Origin of the sequence: Saccharopolyspora gloriosae, from assembly GCF_014203325.1 — a bacterium.
GTDB lineage: Bacteria > Actinomycetota > Actinomycetes > Mycobacteriales > Pseudonocardiaceae > Saccharopolyspora_C > Saccharopolyspora_C gloriosae.
In genome coordinates this window covers 2,661,550-2,678,877 of the sequence record NZ_JACHIV010000001.1, presented here as the reverse complement: position 1 = coordinate 2,678,877, position 17,328 = coordinate 2,661,550, and the positions used below count along the sequence as shown (strand labels likewise).

The window sequence follows — 17,328 nt, the reverse complement described above, 5'->3', positions numbered from 1 at the left end:
GCCCATTGCACAAGGAACTCCCGGCGATCGCCACTCGAAGACCCCGATGAAATTAAACCGAGCACGCGCTCTAATAATGGACCCATGACGCAGGACTCCTCCCCGGTCACCGGGAACGCCACGCTCGCGGTCGAACCCGGCTGGCTCCGCTACGGCTCCGTGCTCGGCTTACCCGTGCTGGGCGGGCTGATCGGCTGGCTGGTCGCGCTCGCCGCGGGGTGGGTGGCCGGGCTGCGCTGGGCCCCGTTCCAAGGGCCGTTCGAGCTGATCGCCTCGTTGCCGCAGCCCGCGGGCACGCTCGGCATCGCCGGGTTCGGCGTGCTCGCCGGCATCGGCTTCTCCTCGCTGATGGCCGCCGAACGCCTGAGCGTTGCCGTGGCCCCGGAGCGCGTCGAGTTCCGCCGCGGGCGACGCGCCCCCGCCGAGGTGGCGGGCACCGACGTGGACGTGGTGTTCCTCGACCGGGGGGCGCTGGTGCTGCAGGACTCGGCGGGCGACGAGCTCGCCAGGGAGCGGACCGGCATCCCCGCCGCAACCCTGCGCGCGGCGTTCCACGAGCACGGCTACCGCTGGTTGAAGTCCGATCCGTACGGCGGCGAGTTCGAGCTGTGGGTCCCGGAAACCCCGGCGGTCGGTGTGCGAGTCGACTCGCTGCTGCGGACCCGCGCGCACGCGCTGAAGAAGCGCAACGACACCGACGCCGCGCAGCTGCGCGAGGCGATCAAGCGCGCCGGATTCCTGGTCCGCGACGAGAAGAAGCAGCAGTACTTCCGGCCCCGTCCGCAGCGGAACGAGGACTGATGCGCACCGTCGACCCCGACCGCTACGCCGCGCGGCGCCGGAACATCCTCGACGCCGCCGCCGGGTGCTTCGCGCGCAAGGGGTTCGACCGCACGACCACCGCCGACATCTGCTCCACCGCGGGGATCAGCTCCGGCAGCCTGTTCCACTACTTCCCGAACAAGCGCGCCGTGTTCACCGCGATCTTCGAGCAGGACGGCCGCGACAACGCCGAACGGCTCACCCGTGCGGCGAGCGCGGCGGACCCGTGGGACGCGCTGCTGGAGCTGATCGACCACCTGGTCCGGCCGCTCACCGACCGCCGCAACTCCGGCCTGGTCGTCGAGCTGATCGCGCAGGCGGGGCGGGACGAGGAACTCGCCGCGCTGGTCGCGCGCAACGACGGCGACCTGCGCGAGGGCATCGCGGCCCTGCTCGGCAAAGCCGCCGCGCAGGGCAGGATCGACCCCGGCGTCGACGCCGAACGGGCCGCGCACTGGGTCCTGGGCCTGACCGACGCACTGTTCTCCCGCAGCGGCGTGGACCCGGACTTCGATGCCCTCGACCAGGTCCCGACGCTCCGGCTCATCCTCTGCCGCTACCTCGGAGCGGCACCCGGGCGCTGAGCACCCCACCCGTGGTGATCACGTCGACCGCACAGTGCCTCACCAGTGATGACGGCCACATCGGGACGGCTGCGGCTCCCCCGGCAGCACCGCCGGGAACGCGTCAGCCGTCGAACAGCGGTCCGCGGTGGACCTTGTGCTGGGCGGCCTGGGCCAGGGGGCGCAGGACGAGGCTGTCGATGTTGACGTGCAGCGGCTGGGCCACCGCCATCGCCACGACCCCGGCCACGTCGTCGGCGGTCAGCGGCCGGTCGACGTCCGCGTAGACGGCGTCGGCCTTGGCCTGGTCGCCGTGGAAGCGGTTCCGGGAGAACTCGTCGGTGTGCACCATGCCCGGCTGGATCTCGATGACCCGGACCGGCTGCCCGGCCAGCTCCAGGCGCAGCGTCTCGGTCAGCGCGTGGGCGCCGTGCTTCGACGCGCTGTAGCCCCCGCCGCCCTCGTAGTTGACGAACGCGGCCGTCGAGGTCATGTTGACGATCGTGCCGCCGCCCCCGGCGCGCAGCAGCGGCAGCAGCGCCTGGGTGACGTGCAGGGTGCCGAGCACGTTCACCGAGAACATGCGCTGCCACTCCTCGGGCTTGCCGGCCGAGACCGGGTCCGATCCCCACGCGCCGCCCGCGTTGTTCACCAGCACGTCGCAGGCGTCGAGCTCGGCGGCGAACGCGGCGACGGAGTCCTGATCGGTCACGTCGAGCGGCAACGCCCGCCCGCCGATCTCCTCGGCGAGCTCGGCGAGCCGGTCCTGCCTGCGCGCGGCCACGACCACGCGGAAGCCGTCCCCGGCCAGTCGACGGGCGGTGGCCGCGCCGATCCCACTGCTCGCTCCGGTCACCACGGCGGTCTGCGTCACAAGAACTCCCCTGCTCAAGCCGATCTCCACGGCAACCCTAGAAAACGGGCCGAACGGTCTCAACATGGGGCTTTTCCGGTCCGATTTCTCCCAAACGCACAACTCCGCCCGCGATGTTGGCTACCGTCGGTAGTGCCCTGATCATCCACGGCGCAGCCACCGCCGTCCGACCATCGCGAGGTGAGGCCGGTCGTGCTCTACGGCATCGACATCTCCCACCACCAAGGCGCGTTCGACCTCGGCCGCACTCGGGCCGAGGGGTTCGAGTACGCCTTCCTCAAGGCGACCGAAGGAAGCTCCTTCGTCGACAGCAGGTTCGGCGCGAACCTCGGCAACGCCCGCGCCGCCGGACTGCTCGTCGCCGCTTACCACTACCAACGCGGCGATTCGAGCGCCGCGGCGCAGGCCGGGCACATCATCAACACCGTGCCCGCCGACGTACCGGTGATCCTCGACGTGGAGGCCAACGGCGGCGGCCCCGACCTGTCCCGCGACATCATCGGACGCCTGCTGGCGGCCGGGTACCGGTCGCCGCTGCTGTACCTGCCGCGCTGGTACTGGGAGCAGATCGGCTCGCCCTCGCTGGCCGGACTACCACCGTTGTGGTACTCGCGTTACGCCAGCAACGAAGGCGGCTACGCCAGCGAGATCTACGAGCGCTACCGGGACTTCTACGACGCCCAGTGGGGCGGCTACGGCGGTCTCGGCGTCGCGATCCTGCAGTTCACCAGTTCCGCCACCGTCGCCGGGCACGCCCCGGTCGACGCGAACGCGTTCCGCGGCACCCGCGAGGAGCTCGCGGGGCTGCTCGGCTCATCTACTCCGGAGGACGACTTGACTCCCGATCAGGCGCAGAAGCTCAACGAGATCCACCACGAGCTGTTCGGCCCGCGCGGACCGCAGGGCCAGATCGTGGGCTGGGGCACCGAAGCGGGCAACCACACCGCGATCGGCCTGCTGGTGCACATGTTCAACGCCCTGCTCGGACCGCGACCATCGCGGGTGCCGGGCGCCGGACACGTGCTGGTGCCCGCGGTCGAGGCGATCCGGGACACCAACGGCGTGGTGTACCAGCTGCCCGCGATGATCAACGCGGGTGCGACGGGCGACCCGCAGGCGGTCGCCGAGGCGCTGCGCCCGGTGATCGCCGAGGCCGCCGGTCCGGCGATCCGCGAGTCGGTCACCGAGGTGTTCGGCGCCGACGACCCGGCCCGCACCGAGGCCGTGGTGCAGGCGATCGCCAACCGCCTCGCCGCCGGGCAGCAGATCCCGGCCCAGGCCCCCGCTCCGCAGGCCCCGGCCCAGCAGCCCCCGGTGCAGTGATCACCCGAGCGCACCGGCCGACGCCGGGGTGAGCGGACGCGCCGCACCGGCCGAGGGGCCCCGCGCACGTGCGGACACGCCGCGCCTGGCGGGCGAGATCGTCCGGTGCGCGAACGACGAGCGGCCCACCTCCCCGAACCTCCGGGCAGGTGGGCCGCTCCTCCGTTCGGAGAACCCGGCTACTCGTCGTCGTCCTCGGTGTCGGGCTCCAACGGCCGGATGTCGTTGCGGTCGTCGGAGCTCGGCACGTCACCGGGCAACGAGACCGTCCGCGGGAGCACGCCGGGCGTCCAGTCGCCCCAGTGCGTCTCCTCGTGCACCCGCATCGCGGACTCGGCGGGCAGCGCACCCCGGTCGTACGGGTCGACGGCGTAGAGCGAGCCCCAGTCCCGGTAGAGGTCGTTCTTCAGGTACGTCGGCAGCTCCCGCATGCTGGTCGCCACGTTGAGCCAGCCGAACGGCCCGCCCGCGTCCGGGGAGGACCAGCCCTGGCCGGGGGCGCGGACCGACTCGCCGCCCGCCACCCGGAACCTCGGCATCTCGGCGATGCCGTGGTGCAGGCCGGAGATCTGCAGGCACGGGTGCACCAGCGTGGCCGGCCACTCCACGTAGGTGGGGCTGTCGCCGACGACGTCGGTCATGTTCGTCAGCTGCGGCGCGCGCGGGGCGCTGACCGCCTGCCAGCCGCGCGCCGACACGGACTGGTCGACGGCCACGATGCGCATCTTGGTGGTGTCCTTGGCATCGCCGTCCACGACGAGGCGGTGGTCCCGCCAGGACGGGCCGCCGGCCTGCAGCAGGTAGCGGCGGGCGGTGATCTGGAAGCCCTGGTCGGTGTCCTTGCCGAACTCCACCGCCAGCGAGTTCGCGCCGCCTTCGATCCCCGCCATCGCCAGCACGATCGGGACCTCGCCGTTCGAGGCGCGCTCGGGCACGTCGTACCACTGGGTGCGCAGTTCGCCGGTGCCTTCCGGGGTGAAGCTGCCCCACACGGGGGCGTTGTCGCCGCCGAACTGGTAGGGCGGGCGCCACTCGTCGGCGACGCCGCTCGGTCCGGGCGGGGTGCCGCCGCGGTTGAAGCCGGTCAGCTTCGCCTTCAGGTACTCCTCGGGGGTCTCCTCGCCTTCGAGGCGCTTCGAGGGCACCGGGACGTCCGGGGAGAACGCGGGCGCCGGTTCGGTGGGCTGCTCCTGGGCGACCTTGAGCATCCCGGCCTGCGGGTTCGTCTCCACGTAGATGTAGTCGGAGAGCCCGCAGCTGCCGCCGGTGAGCTGCTTGATGTTGTCGGCGCCCATGCTGTAGCCGCCTTCGCGCTCCTGGATGGCCTTCCCGAACGCGGCGAGCTCACCGAGGATCAGCAGCGCGCAGATCAGTGACAGCGGAGCGGTCCCGAGGCGCAGCGCCCGGCTGCGGTGCTCGACCCCGTTGGGCGGAGCCAGGCTGCGGTCACCGCGCAGGTGTTCCACCAGCGCGACGATGGCGGCGATGGCGGCGATGCCGAGCAGGATGCTGCTGGCGTTGCGCCCGTCGATCCGGGGCGGCATGTCGTACCAGGGCACGCCCCAGCCCGACACGTACCACCAGGCGTTCGGCCCGGTCGCGGAGAACGCCGAGATCACCATGAGCCCGGAGAAGAACGCGGCCCGGTTGCGCCGGGAACGCAGCACCGTGGTGCTGGTGGCCAGCGCGGTGAGCGCGGCGACGGCCCCGCCCACCGCGGCGAAGATGCCGAAGTGGTGGGTGTGCTTGGTCTGGGTGAGCGCGAGCGCGACGAACGACATCGCCGCCACCGCCAGCAGCCTGCGGCTCGGGCCCAGCGCGGCGCCGCGGATGCGGTTGCGGCGCAGCAGGACGACCGCGCAGGTCGCCAGGCACAGCATCACCAGCAGCACCGGGAACCGCCGCGTCAGCGAGCCGTCCGGGATCTGGCTGAACAGCATGTTGTAGCGGTTGAGCTCCTGGTACCACTTCTCGCTCGGTCCCAGGTCGATCTTCAACGCGGTGGCGTCCATGATCGACTGCCAGGTCTGGTCCCACATCAGCCAGGTCAGGATCACGAAGCCGGACGCGGAGATCGGCGCCAGCACCGGCAACCAGCCGAACTCCTTGGCCCGCCGCGACACGAGCTTGATCAGCGGTTTGAGCGCCGCGACGAACGGCAGCACCGCCACGATCCCGTGCGGTCCCGCTCCGACGGCGAGCGCGGCCACCACCAGGCCGAGCGCGGCGGGCATCAGGCGGCTGGTCGCGACGGCGCGCTCCACCGCGCACAGCGCGAGCAGCGAGAACACCACGATGACGGGCTCGGAGCGCAGGCCGTTGTTGTAGGGCAGCCAGAACGCGAGGAACACGGCCGCGGCGGCCCAGCCCGCGGCGTTGCTGCGGCGGACCTGCTGGCCCAGCCTCGGCAGCACTTCGCGGCTGATCAGCAGCCAGCTCGCGCAGGCCATCAGCAGCGACGGCAGCCGCACCCACGGCACCGCCGTGGACACCTGCACCCACAGCGCGTAGATCTCGTAGAACCAGCCCCACGGCGCCTCGGGGTTGGCGAACCAGCGGTAGTAGTTGCTGACGTACCCGGCGGACTCCCGCGCCCGCGCGATGGCCATCGTGTAGCCGTCGTCGGAGCTCATGGCGCCGATCAGCCACCACACCGCGAGCGAGCCGAGCACCGCGACGTCCCGGGCGGTCGGCTTCCACCAGCCGGGCTGCACCCACCGGGGCGGGCGGCGTCCGGCGCGCTTGTCGAGGCGGCGCAGGCAGATCACGGAGCCGATGAACGCGAGCACCGCCAGCGCGATCACCGCCAGCTTCAGCACCGTCGGGGAGCTCTCGAAGCGGTTGTCGACCCGCGCCTCGAAGCGCAGCCCGGAGACGTCGTCGGCGCGGGCGTTGAGGTCCGAGTAGATCCCGGTGACCTGCGGCCGGTGGTCACCGGCGATGTTGGTCAGCCAGCGGTCCTCGCCGAAGCCGGCTTTGAAGCCGACCGCGTCGTTGCGCATCTCCAGCGTGCAGTCGTCCTCGGGGATCGCCATGGTGTTGACCTGGCGGCCCTGCGACAGCAGCGTCAGCTGCCCGCGGTCGACCGTCAGGCTCATCCCGGTGAGCCTGCCGTTGTCGGAGTTCGGCGGGTTCGTGCTCAGCAGGTTCGCCGGGCGGTCGCTGCGGGCGTCGAGGCTGCGGGCGCTCGCGCACGGCACGTCCGCTTCCAGCCACACCGGCGAGAACGTCGTCAGCGGCGCCGACACCGAGGTGGTGCCGCTGGCGGTGGGCCAGCGCAAGGTCGTGATGTCGTGGTGGACCGGCAGGAACGGGACGGAGAGCGACAGCACCGTGCCGAGGACGCCGAGGACGGTCGCGATCAGCCGCAACCGCAGGAGCCGTCGGTCCGTCCGGGGCCGATCGGCCTCCGAGGACGGCGCGGATTCCGCCTCCGCGTGATCGGTGTCGTCTTTCTCCGCATTGAGCACGCCCCGGAGAATAGCGGGCGGCCTTACCGCAACGACGCAGCATCAACCTCCGTGTTGGGGTCGCCACACCGGTTAACGACACGGCTGAGGGAATCAGCCGGAGAACTCAGCTTCCTCTCAGCGACCCGTGATCGAGCGGTTATCAAAAAGAAGTCGAACGTCCAGTTCAGACGGTCAGCGCGGCGGTACCGGCAGCAGTGAGCGCGGTGTCGTCCTGCGGGGTGTGAATCCGGCTGCACAACACGTTCCGGTAGTGTCGCTCGATCGGGTTGTTCCGGGAAAGGCCCGGATTCCCGATGAGTTCGATACCGAGTTCCACGGCCCGAATCGCATTCGTGGTGACGGCGTGTTTGGTGAGTCCGGCCTGCCCGGCGGATTGTTCGCCTTCGTCGACGGCCCGCGCGGCGGAGTCCAACAGGGAAGCGTTGCTCAGCAACAGGGTCTCGATCCGGCCGACCTCCTGCTGGAAGCGCGGCAGGCTCGCCAGCGGCTTGCCCAGGTTCGCCGGGGTCCGCTCGTTGAGGTAGCCGACGAGCCAGTCGCGGGCTGCGCGCGCCACCCCGTCGTAGAGAGCGCTGAGCACCACGGGGTTCCAGGCGCCGAGCACGCCCGCGTTGCGTCCCGGCGCGTCCGGCCGGTGCAGGTCCACGGCGTGGTCGGCGGGGATCGGGGTTCCTTCGAACAGCACGTCGTCGCTGCGGGTGGCGCGCATGCCGAGGTGGTTCCAGGTCCGCTCGATCCGGTGGTTGCCGGCTTCGCGCGGCACCAGGAACGCGCCGACCCGGGGTTCGGGTTCGTCGGTGCGCGCCCACACCAGCAGCCAGCGCAGGCCGGGGATGCCGGTGGAGTAGGTCTTGTGCCCGCGCAGCACCCAGCCGTCGGCGGTGCGCTCGGCGGTGGTGGCGGGCAAGCCGCCGCGCGCCGGGGTGCCCAGGTCCGGTTCGACCCGCAGCGCGTTGATCAGCGCCACCCCGTCCGCGGAGCTGCGCTGCACCTCGCGGCGCACGTGCTCGGGCCAGGGATTGCCGGGGGCGCGAAGGTCGACGTGGTTGAGCAGGTGCATCGCGAGCACCAACGCCACCGACGGGTCGGCGGCGCCGACCGCCCGCACCACCGGCACGACCTGGGCGAGCCCCGCTCCCCCGCCACCGGCTCCGGTGGGCAGGGTGAGGTTCAGCGCGCCCGTGGCGTGCAGGTCCGCGAACGCCTCGTGCGGGAAGGTGCCGTCGCGGTCGTGCTCGGCGGCCCGTTCGGCGATGCGTCCCAGTGCCGCCGTGAACTCGGGTGTTCCCGCGGACCGGGCGAGCCGGGCCGCCGGGGCGTCGTCGGTGGCGCTGGTCATCGGATGCCTTCCTGTTCGGGGACGAGCCGCGGCGGGTGCAGGCAGCTCAGCGGTGGCGGTTCGCTCGGCCCGGGTTCGACCTCGACCCTGGCCTGCTGCCCGGAGCAGCCCTGCGAGAGCGGCGAGGTCGGCCGGTCGGCGGTGAGCACGTTCGGATTGCCGTGCACGCACAGCGAGCCGCCGGGCTGCGCCGGGTCGTCCACGGGGTCGTACCAGGCGCCGGTGGCGAGCACGGCCACTCCGGGCAGCACGTCGGTGGTGAGCCGGGCGCCGGCGAGGCAGGCGCCGCGGTCGTTGAACACGCGCACCACGGTTCCGTCGGCGATGCCGCGGGCGGCGGCGTCGTCGGGGTGCAGCCGGATCGGTTCGCGGCCGTGGACCTTGTCGGCTCGGCTGACGTCGCCGACGTCGCCCTGCCCGTGCAGCCGGGTGCGGGGCTGGTGCGCGATCAGCCGCAGCGGGAACCGGTCGTGGTCGAGCCCTTCGACGGGTTCCCGCCACACCGGGTACCCCGGCAGGCCGGGCAACCCGAATCCGGCGATGCGCGCGGAGAACAGTTCGATGCGCCCGCTGGGGGTGGCCAGCGGGCGGGAGCGCGGGTCGGCGCGGAACTCGGCGAGCGGCGTGGATTGCGGGCGCGCGGGCAGTGCCAGCTCACCGGCGCGCCAGAACTCCTCGAACGCGGGCACCTCGTGGCCTTCGCCCGCGAGCGCCGCGCGCCACTGCCCGTAGAGGTGCGCGAGCCACTCGCGCGGGGTGCGGTCGGCGGTGAACGCGGAGCCGGCCCCGAGCCGTTCGGCGAGCCCGCGGAACACGTCGTGATCGTCGCGGGCCTGCCCGACGGGGTCCAGGATCCGGCGCATCGCGATCAGGTGCGTGTCGCGCCGGCCGCCGCCGATGTCCTCGCGTTCCAGGGTGGTCGTCACGGGCAGCACCACGTCCGCGTGCCGGGCGGTGGCCGTCCAGTGCGGTTCGTGCACGATCACCGTGTCGGGCCTGCCGAAGGCGCGGCGCAACCGGTTGAGGTCCTGGTGGTGGTGGAACGGGTTGCCGCCCGCCCAGTACACCGCGCGGATGTCCGGGTAGGTGAGCCGCCGCCCGTCGTAGTCGAACTCCTCGCCGGGGTGCAGCAGCAGGTCGGAGATCCGGGCCACGGGGATGAACTCCGAGACCGGGTTGGCGCCTTGCGGCAGGGTCGGCAGCGGCAGCAGCGGCCCGGTGTCCCCGACGTCGCCGATGGACCCGTAGCCGTGCCCGAATCCCCCGCCGGGCAAGCCGATGCCGCCGAGCATCGCCGCCAGCGCCAGCGCCGCCCACACCGGCTGCTCGCCGTGCTCGATGCGCTGGAGCGACCAGCTGACGGTGATCAGCGTGCGCCCGGCGGCCATCCGGCGGGCGAGGTCGCGGATGTCGTCGGCGGGCACGCCGCACACCGCGCTCGCCCACTCCGCGTCCCGCACCGGGCCGCCCTCGCCGAGCAGGTATCCGGCGAACTCGTCGAAGCCGGTGGTGCACCGGTCCAGGAATTCCTGGTCGTGCAGCCCTTCGGTGAGCACCACGTGCGCGAGCCCCAGTATCAGCGCGACGTCGGTCGCGGGCCGCACCCGGGTCCACCGCGCTCGCCGGGAATCGGGCAGGTCCGTGGCGAGCGGGCTGACCACGTCGAGGTCCACGCCCGAGCGGTCCCAGTCGGCGAGGACTTCGGAGCTGGTGTGCCGGGTGACTCCACCGGGCGTGACGGAGACGTTCTTCGGCGGCAGGCCGCCGAACGCGACGACCAGGTCGGTGTGGCGCCGGATGGTGTCCCAGCCGTCGGCGCGGCGGAGGTAGGTGTCGGCGTCGCCGACGAGGTGCGGCAGCAGCACCAGCGAAGTGCCGAGGCTGTAGGAGTTCCGCGAGGACGTGTAGCCGCCGATGGTGTTGAGGAACCGGTGCAGCTGGCTCTGCGCGTGGTGGAACCGGCCCGCGCTGGCCCAACCGTAGGAACCGCCGAAGATCGCCTGATTGCCGTGCTGCTCGCGGACGCGGCGCAGTTCGGCGGCGACGAGGTCGAGCGCGGTGTCCCAGCCGACTTCGACGAACTCCTCCCGCCCGCGCAGGTCGGACGGCCCGGGACCGTTCTCCAGCCAGCCGCGCCGGATCGCCGGGCGGGCGACGCGCGTCTCGTGCCGGACCGAGCTCGCCACGTTGCCGAGCAGTTCCGATGGGGCACGGTCCGCCGGGTGCGGGGCCACGTCCAGTTCGCCGTCAGGTCCGACCCGGGCTCGGTAGGCACCCCAGTGCGAGGTCGTGCTCAGCCAGCCGTTCATGCGGCCCGACCCAACCATGTGCGGCGTTGCTCCGGCCGTCCCGGTGCGGGGACCGAGCCCGATGCCCGCGGAAGGATCAGTGCGCTGTGGACGAACCGGCCGATTTCTCGCGACAGCGCACACCCCCGGTGGCGTGTGGCCCACGAGGCGCTGATCCACGCCCTCGGCGGGTCACCGAGATCCGGGTCGCACGGGTATTCTCCCCGGTCGGTTCGGGGCTGCCGGGGACACGTCGGGCGATGGGCGGCATTCGCTCGGGCGCCGTGCTCGCGAAGGGTGCTCACGCCGTGGCCGCTCGTGCTGGAAACGAGATCATGAGGCCGCTCCTGGTGACGTGGATGCCGCCGGGACGGCGTCCTCGCCGCCATCGGTGACGCCGAGCTCGGCCAGCAGCAGGGCCCGCAGCCGGGTGAACTCCGGGTCCGTGCGATCACCGCCGGCGGCGAGTTCGACGCGGTGGTCGGCGGCGAGGTGCCCGTCGCGCAGCACGACGACGCGGTCGGCCAGCAGCACCGCTTCGTCCACGTCGTGGGTCACCAGCAGCACGGCGGGCCGGTGCGCGGCGATCAGGCGGCGCACCAGCGAGTGCATCCGGATGCGGGTCAGCGCGTCCAGTGCCGCGAACGGTTCGTCGAGCAGCAGCAGTCTCGGCTCGCGCACCAGCGCGCGGGCCAGCGCGACGCGCTGCGCCTCTCCGCCGGAAAGCGTCGCGGGCCAGGAATCGAGGTGCTGGTCGAGCCCGACCTCCGCGAGCGCGCGGGCCGCCTCGTCGCGCGCTCGGGCGCCGCGAAGCCCGATCGCGACGTTGCGCCACACCCGCCGCCACGGCAGCAGCCGGTGTTCCTGGAACACGACCATGCGCTGCCGCGGAGTCGTGATCCTCCCGCCGTCGGGGTCGTCGAGCCCGGCCAGCAGCCGCAGCAGCGTGGTCTTGCCGCACCCGCTCTTGCCGATCAGCGCGACGAACTCCCCGCGTCGCACGTCCAGGTCCAGCGCGTGCAGCACGGTGCGGTCCCCGAACCGGCGGGCCAGTCCGCGCACCCGCACGGCGGGTTCGGGCTCGGTGCTCATGCTCGTCTCCTCACAGCCGCACGGAGTGCTCGGCGATGTCGATCGACCCGCTGAGGATGTCCCGATCCGACAGCCAGTCCGCGCCGCGCTGCAACTGGGCGACGCCGTCGTCGTCGATGAACGACAACCTCGTCTGCACGTCGTGGCGGGCCATCCGGTCCAGCACCGCGTCCGGGTAGTGCGACACCGCGTTGCCGATGCGCAACGACTCGGCGTAGTGCGCGTTCTGCCACTCGTACTCGGCCTGGTAGGCGCGGATCACCGCGCGCACGGCGTCGGCGTGCTGCTCGGCGTAGTCGCGTCGGACCAGGAAGCTCGTGAAGTCGATCTGGAAGTCCAGCTCGTCGCCCTCCACGAAGATCGGCGTGGCGCCGTACTCCACCTCGGCGATCTCCCGGAAGCCCTGCCAGATCGACCAGGCGTCGATCTGGCCGGAGCCGAAGGCCGCACTCGCCTCCGGCGGGTTCATGTAGACCACGTTCACCGACTTACGCGGCACACCGTGCTTTTCCAGCGCGGCGACCAGCAAGAACTCGCCGAGCCCGGCCTTGTTCACCGCCACCGTGCGCCCTGCCAGGTCCGGTACCGCGCGGATTCCGGAGCCCGCGCGGGCGAGCACGGCGGAGGTGCGCGGCTCCGCCGTCGCCCACGCCACGTACACCAGATCGGCGCCGGAGAGGATCGCCTGGTCGGCGGGCGTGGTGCTACCGCCGAAGCTGAAGTCGGCGCTGCCGCCGACGACGGCCTGCATGCTCGGCGCGTGGTTGGCGAACGGGCCCACCCATTCGGCGGTGATCCCTTGCTGCCGCAACGCCTGCGCCAGCGTGCCGCGGATCTTCGGCACCGAGATCGGGCCGTGGGTGAGCCGCACCGTGCCCGCCTCCGCGCCCCCGGCTCCGGCGGCGCAGCTCGCCAACGACGGCGCCAGCACCGCCAACCCGGCCGCGGCCAACATCGAACGACGTCGGATCGCACTCACGTCGAGACTCCTGTTCTACTCTGATGGCGGGGAAAAGCCCGCAGGGGCACGAAGATTCACGCGGACAGGCGGGCATAAGCCGGGTTCCAGCGCAGCAGCCGGCGCTCCAGGAGCCTCGTCACCAGGTCGCACCCCACGCCGATCACGGCGTAGATCACCACGACGAGCACGATCACGTCGGTCTGCAGGAATTCGCGGGCGTTGGTGGCCATGAACCCGATCCCGGCGTCGGCGCCCATCGTCTCGGCGATCACCAGCGCCAGCCACGAATGCGTCAGCGCCAGCCGCAGCCCGGACAGGATCGAGGGCAGCGCGCCGGGCAGCACGACCCAGCGGATGCGTTCGGCGCGGCCCAAGCCGACCACCCGCGCCATCTCCAGCAGCTTCGGGTCGATCTGGCGGATGCCCAGCACCGCGTTGAGGTACAGGGGGACGGCGGTGCCCAGCGCGATGAGGAAGATCTTGCCGCTCTCCTCGATGCCGAACCACACGATCACCAGCGGCAGCATCGCCAGGAACGGGATCGCGCGGATCATCTGGATCCCCCGATCCAGCAACGACTCCGCGATGCGGGACAGCCCCACGGCGAGCCCCAGACCGAGGCCGACGACCGCCCCGACGGCGAACCCGGCACCGGCCCGGTACAGGCTGGCCAGCAGGTTCGCCGGGAGCTCACCGTCGGCGGTGAGCTCGGCGGCGGTTCCCAGCACCGTGCTGGGCGCGGGCAGCAGCTGCACGTCGAGCAGGCCGGTGCGGGCGCTGATCTCCCAGAGCAGCAGGAGCAGCGCGGGCGTCGCCCAGGACACCGCGCGGTGCGGGAAGGACGGGCGGTTCCGGGTCGAGGGTTCGGCGGTGGCGGGGTGCGCGGTCGCCGTCACGAGACGTCCGTCCACTGCGGACGGAGAGGTCCCCTGCGCGGCCCGAGTTCGGTGCGCATGGCGGGCTCCTGGACGTGCGGGCACGGCCGAGGCCCTCCAGGCCGCGAGGCGGCGAGCGGCGCCACCGGTCGCGGTGGGGACGATCGCCGTCGCGGTGTGGAGGAGCCGGGCATTCCGGCCGTGCGGGAGGACTTTCCGGAGTTCCGGGTGACGACCGCTCGTCGCGGGACGAGCTCGTGGTCACCGGAGGACGGCCGCGGCGCGTGGCCGGGCACGGGTGAGCGAGGCGACCGTCAGCGCCGACACAGCGCGCTGGCGTGCCGTCGCAGATCGACGTGCCGCCGCGTCACGAACCGCTGGATCGCCTTCACCACCGCAGCATCGCCGCAGGGCCACCGGAAAGTCAACGTGCCAGGTTCAGTTTTCCCGCCTGCTGGACGGACGCGGCATCACCGCGGGTAGAGCGCGTCCAAGTGCTCCCGGTTGTTCTTCACGACCACGGCGCGGCGGATCTTGCGGGTCGGGGTGAGCTCGCCTTCGTCCTCGCTCCACTGGGTCGGCGCGAAGTCCCACTCGCGCACGTGCTCCACCCGCGCCAGCCGCGAGTTCGCCAGCGCCACGGCTTGGCCGATCTCCTCGCGCAGCTGCGGATTCGCCAGCAGGTCCTCCCGGGCCGCCCCGGCGAGCCCGCGCTGCTCGGCCCACTTCGCCAGCGCGTCCGCGTCGGGCAGCAGCAGCGCCACCAGGTACGGACGCCCGTCGCCGTGCACCAGCGCCTGCTCGATGAGCGGGTGCTCCACCAGCAGCGACTCCACGGTGACGGGACTGATGTTCTTCCCGCCCGCGGTGATGATGAGTTCCTTCTGCCGCCCGGTGATCCGCAGCATCCCGTCGTCGTCCAGCGAACCCAGATCTCCGGTGCGCAGGTAACCGTCCATGGTGAACAGGTCCCGGTCCGCCTCGGGCAGGTTGCGGTAGCCGGAGGCGCACAACGGCCCGCGCACCAGCACTTCGCCCTCACCGGTCAGCCGCAGTTCCACGCCCGGCATCGCCTTGCCGACCGTGCCCGGCCGGCGCGGATCGCCCGCGCGGTGCATCACCGCCGCACCGCAGGTCTCCGACAGGCCGTACACGCCGGTGAGCTCCATGCCCAACCCGGCGAAGAACCGCTCCAACCCCGGCGGCAGTGGCGCCGCACCGACCGCGCGCACCGCGCACCGGTCCAGCCCCAGCGCCACCGGGATGCGGTGCAGCACGGCACGATGCGCCAGCCGCGCCAACATCTTCTGGGTGTCGGTGGCGTCCGGGGCGGCGCCCTGCTCGGCCGCGCGCAGCGCCCAGGCGCCGAGCTTGCCGCGCACGCCGTCCTGCTCGGCGATCCGCGATTCGATGCCGGTGCGCAACTTGTCCCACACCTGCGGGACGCCGAACAGGATCGTCGGGCGCACCTCGGCGAGCCGCTGCGGCAATTCCTTGACGCTGGCGCAGAAATGGGTCTCCCCGCCGCTGCGCAGCGGCAGGTACACCGACAGCACTCGCTCCGCGACGTGCGCCAGCGGCAGGTACGAGAGGCTGACCACCTCGTCGGGCAGGCCCGCGGCCCGCGCCAGCGCCTCCACTTCGTAGAGCAGCGCGCGGTGGCTGAGCTCCACGCCCTTGGAGGTGCCGGTGGTGCCGGAGGTGTAGATCAGGACCGCGATGTCCTCGGGGTCCGGACACATCTGCTCCTGCACGGACGGGTCGTCGTGGGCGAACGAGCCGTCGTCCACCGCCGCGCCCAGTTCGAGGAATTCCTCCCAGGTCAGGATCTTCCCGGTGAATCCGGCCGGGCGGGCGTCCCCGATCTCGCCGAGCGTGATCACCACGCCGAGCTCCGTCGGCTCGCCCAGCACCGGCAGCCACCGGCGCCACGCGTCCTCGCCTTCCACGACGGCGATCTTCGCGCCGGAATCGACCACCACGTGGCGGATCTGCTCCGGCGCCAGCGTCGCGTACAGCGTCGTGGTCGTCGCTCCCGCCGTCGAGGCGCCCAGGTCCGCGAGGATGTGCTCGGGCCGGTTGCTCGCCATCACGCCCAGCACGTCACCGGGCACCAGGCCCAGCGAGCGCAGCGCCGCCGCGATGCTCAGCACCTCGCCGTGCACCTGCGACCACGTCCAGCGCTCGTCGGCCGTGGCGAACGCCGGCGCGTCGGGCCGGGACCGGGCGATGTCCGCGAGCAGACTCGGCACGGTCCGGCCGCGGATCGCCGCCTCGATCTCGTCCCGCTCGGCTTGGACCTCGGTCGCGGTCATGCGTTGCTCCCCTGCAAATGGCCTACACGGTGTCGTCCGTCACGATCACGTTAAGCGGGAAAGGGGTGGGGGCTATGACGTCGGCGGCCACGTGATTGATACTTCCGGACATGCCGCATCGTCGCGACAAGGATCACAGCACGGGTGTGCGCGCGCCCGACGCCATCCCGGACCCGGTCGTCCGGGATTGGGACTTCCCGCGCAGCCCGATCAGCGCCCTGCTGCTCACCCGATTCGCCGCCGAGTACCAGGTTCCGGCGGCGACGGTGTTGTGCGGAACCGGGCTCACCGAAACGGAACTGGAGGACCCCTCGTTCTCCGTCGACGCGCACCAGGAGCTGCGCATCGTGCGGAACCTCGTCAACGCGCTGCCCCCGTCGCCAGGCCTGGGCATGCTCGCCGGGTTGCAGTACCACTTGACCGCGTACGGCATCCTCGGGTTCGCGTTCATCAGCAGTCCGACGGTGCGCGACGGCATGGCGGTGGCGCTGCGCTACCTGGAGCTGAGCTTCGCGTTCTGCATCCCGCGGATCCGCTGGTCCGGCGAGGAGCTGCGGGTGGAGCTCGACTCGTCGGCCATCCCGTCGGACGTGCGGGATTTCCTGGTGGAACGCGACCTTTCCGCGATCCACACCATCATGGTCGAGCTGCTGCCCGCGCCGATCCCGGTGCAGCGCATCGAGCTGAGCCTGCCTCCGCCGCCGGACGGCATCGAGGCGCCCGCGTTCTTCGGCACGGTGCCGTCGTTCGGCGCACCGAAAGACGTGATCATCCTCGATCCGGCGTTCCTGGACCAGCCGCTGCCGCAGGCGAACGAGCACACCTTGGCGATGTGCGAGGCGCAGTGCCGAGATCTGCTGGCGGGCAGGCGGGAGCGCACCGGGTTCGCCAAGCAGGTGCGCGATCAGATGCTCGGGCCCGACGGGGTGCGGATGGGGATGGAGGACGTGGCGCGCAAGCTGCACACCACGGCCCGCACGCTGCACCGCAGGCTCAACGCCGAGGGCACCAACTTCCAGGCGGTGCGCGACGAAGTCCGCGCCGCGCTCGCCGAGGGGATGTTGCGCGACGGCGCGCTGTCGGTGGACGACATCGCGATCCGCCTGGGGTACGCGGAAGCGGCCAGCTTCATCCACGCCTTCAAGCGGTGGACCGGGACGACGCCGATGTCCTACGCCCGGCGACGTCAGCAGTGACCGCCAGGTGGGCGCGCACCGCGGTCCGGCACGCGCCCACCTCGGCCGGTCGGCGTCGCGGGAGTCGTTCGGGCGAGCGCGACGAAGCCGCCGCGAGATCTCTTCGTGCGGCGGCGAAATCTCCTCGGTCGAGTCGTACGAGAAGGGGGCCGTCGGGCCGGGTCGCACCTACCCGGCCCGACGGAGTTTCGGGCCCGCCCGCGGGAA

The 17,328-nt window shown here is 72.2% G+C and carries 13 protein-coding genes; 4 read left to right on the top strand and 9 right to left on the bottom strand.

Annotated elements, in window-relative coordinates:
- The first annotated feature begins 84 nt into the window (after nucleotides 1-84).
- On the top strand, nucleotides 85-801 hold the full coding sequence (locus BJ969_RS11815; RefSeq protein WP_184478980.1) for a YqeB family protein: 717 nt from the start codon (nucleotides 85-87) through the stop codon (nucleotides 799-801).
- Nucleotides 801-1,406, top strand: coding sequence for a TetR/AcrR family transcriptional regulator (locus BJ969_RS11810; RefSeq protein WP_184478979.1), 606 nt, complete (start codon nucleotides 801-803; stop codon nucleotides 1,404-1,406). Before BJ969_RS11815 ends, BJ969_RS11810 begins: the two co-directional genes overlap by 1 nt.
- 103 nt (nucleotides 1,407-1,509) lie before the next feature.
- Here the strand turns inward: BJ969_RS11810 and BJ969_RS11805 are convergent, their stop codons facing one another.
- Nucleotides 1,510-2,259 carry an SDR family NAD(P)-dependent oxidoreductase gene (locus tag BJ969_RS11805; protein WP_184478978.1) on the bottom strand — a complete coding sequence of 250 codons (750 nt, stop codon included), beginning with the start codon at nucleotides 2,257-2,259 and terminating at the stop codon, nucleotides 1,510-1,512.
- A 180-nt stretch (nucleotides 2,260-2,439) separates the two neighbouring features.
- On the opposite strand from BJ969_RS11805, the gene BJ969_RS29800 reads away from it, so the two are divergent.
- On the top strand, nucleotides 2,440-3,582 hold the full coding sequence (locus BJ969_RS29800; protein ID WP_343071352.1) for a glycoside hydrolase family 25 protein: 1,143 nt from the start codon (nucleotides 2,440-2,442) through the stop codon (nucleotides 3,580-3,582).
- A 179-nt stretch (nucleotides 3,583-3,761) separates the two neighbouring features.
- Here BJ969_RS29800 and BJ969_RS11795 read toward each other — a convergent pair whose 3' ends face one another.
- From BJ969_RS11795 to BJ969_RS11765, 8 genes are all read right to left on the bottom strand, one after another.
- Nucleotides 3,762-7,052 (bottom strand): arabinosyltransferase domain-containing protein, encoded by a 3,291-nt coding sequence (locus BJ969_RS11795; protein WP_425503545.1) that lies wholly within the window; start codon nucleotides 7,050-7,052, stop codon nucleotides 3,762-3,764.
- Between the two features lie 166 nt (nucleotides 7,053-7,218).
- Nucleotides 7,219-8,394, bottom strand: coding sequence for an acyl-CoA dehydrogenase family protein (locus BJ969_RS11790; protein ID WP_184478977.1), 1,176 nt, complete (start codon nucleotides 8,392-8,394; stop codon nucleotides 7,219-7,221).
- Nucleotides 8,391-10,703: a molybdopterin-dependent oxidoreductase gene (locus BJ969_RS11785; RefSeq protein WP_184478976.1), complete on the bottom strand. Its 2,313-nt coding sequence runs from the start codon at nucleotides 10,701-10,703 to the stop codon at nucleotides 8,391-8,393. Before BJ969_RS11785 ends, BJ969_RS11790 begins: the two co-directional genes overlap by 4 nt.
- Before the next feature lie 312 nt (nucleotides 10,704-11,015).
- Nucleotides 11,016-11,774, bottom strand: a complete 759-nt coding sequence (locus tag BJ969_RS11780; protein WP_184478975.1) for an ABC transporter ATP-binding protein — start codon at nucleotides 11,772-11,774, stop codon at nucleotides 11,016-11,018.
- A 10-nt stretch (nucleotides 11,775-11,784) separates the two neighbouring features.
- The gene (locus BJ969_RS11775; RefSeq protein ID WP_221315787.1) at nucleotides 11,785-12,753 is read right to left on the bottom strand and encodes an NrtA/SsuA/CpmA family ABC transporter substrate-binding protein; all 969 of its coding nucleotides are present in this window, start codon (nucleotides 12,751-12,753) and stop codon (nucleotides 11,785-11,787) included.
- A gap of 56 nt (nucleotides 12,754-12,809) precedes the next feature.
- Nucleotides 12,810-13,631 (bottom strand): ABC transporter permease subunit, encoded by an 822-nt coding sequence (locus tag BJ969_RS11770; protein ID WP_343071351.1) that lies wholly within the window; start codon nucleotides 13,629-13,631, stop codon nucleotides 12,810-12,812.
- A gap of 293 nt (nucleotides 13,632-13,924) precedes the next feature.
- Nucleotides 13,925-14,002, bottom strand: a complete 78-nt coding sequence (locus BJ969_RS30980; protein WP_425503604.1) for a putative leader peptide — start codon at nucleotides 14,000-14,002, stop codon at nucleotides 13,925-13,927.
- A gap of 78 nt (nucleotides 14,003-14,080) precedes the next feature.
- Complete coding sequence (locus BJ969_RS11765; RefSeq protein ID WP_184478973.1) at nucleotides 14,081-15,925, bottom strand: AMP-dependent synthetase/ligase; 1,845 nt, start codon at nucleotides 15,923-15,925, stop codon at nucleotides 14,081-14,083.
- Nucleotides 15,926-16,035: 110 nt separating this feature from the next.
- Here BJ969_RS11765 and BJ969_RS11760 point away from each other — a divergent pair, with 110 nt between their 5' ends.
- On the top strand, nucleotides 16,036-17,121 hold the full coding sequence (locus BJ969_RS11760; RefSeq protein WP_184478972.1) for an AraC family transcriptional regulator: 1,086 nt from the start codon (nucleotides 16,036-16,038) through the stop codon (nucleotides 17,119-17,121).
- The last annotated feature ends 207 nt before the right edge of the window (nucleotides 17,122-17,328 follow it).

Excerpts from the sequence above, each read along its gene's own strand:
- BJ969_RS11815 (WP_184478980.1), top strand. The coding sequence starts at position 85 with ATGACGCAGGACTCCTCCCCGGTCACCGGGAACGCCACGCTCGCGGTC.
- BJ969_RS11810 (WP_184478979.1), top strand. The coding sequence starts at position 801 with ATGCGCACCGTCGACCCCGACCGCTACGCCGCGCGGCGCCGGAACATC.
- BJ969_RS11790 (WP_184478977.1), bottom strand. The coding sequence starts at position 8,394 with ATGACCAGCGCCACCGACGACGCCCCGGCGGCCCGGCTCGCCCGGTCC.
- BJ969_RS11785 (WP_184478976.1), bottom strand. The coding sequence starts at position 10,703 with ATGAACGGCTGGCTGAGCACGACCTCGCACTGGGGTGCCTACCGAGCC.
- BJ969_RS11780 (WP_184478975.1), bottom strand. The coding sequence starts at position 11,774 with ATGAGCACCGAGCCCGAACCCGCCGTGCGGGTGCGCGGACTGGCCCGC.
- BJ969_RS11765 (WP_184478973.1), bottom strand. The coding sequence starts at position 15,925 with ATGACCGCGACCGAGGTCCAAGCCGAGCGGGACGAGATCGAGGCGGCG.
- BJ969_RS11760 (WP_184478972.1), top strand. The coding sequence starts at position 16,036 with ATGCCGCATCGTCGCGACAAGGATCACAGCACGGGTGTGCGCGCGCCC.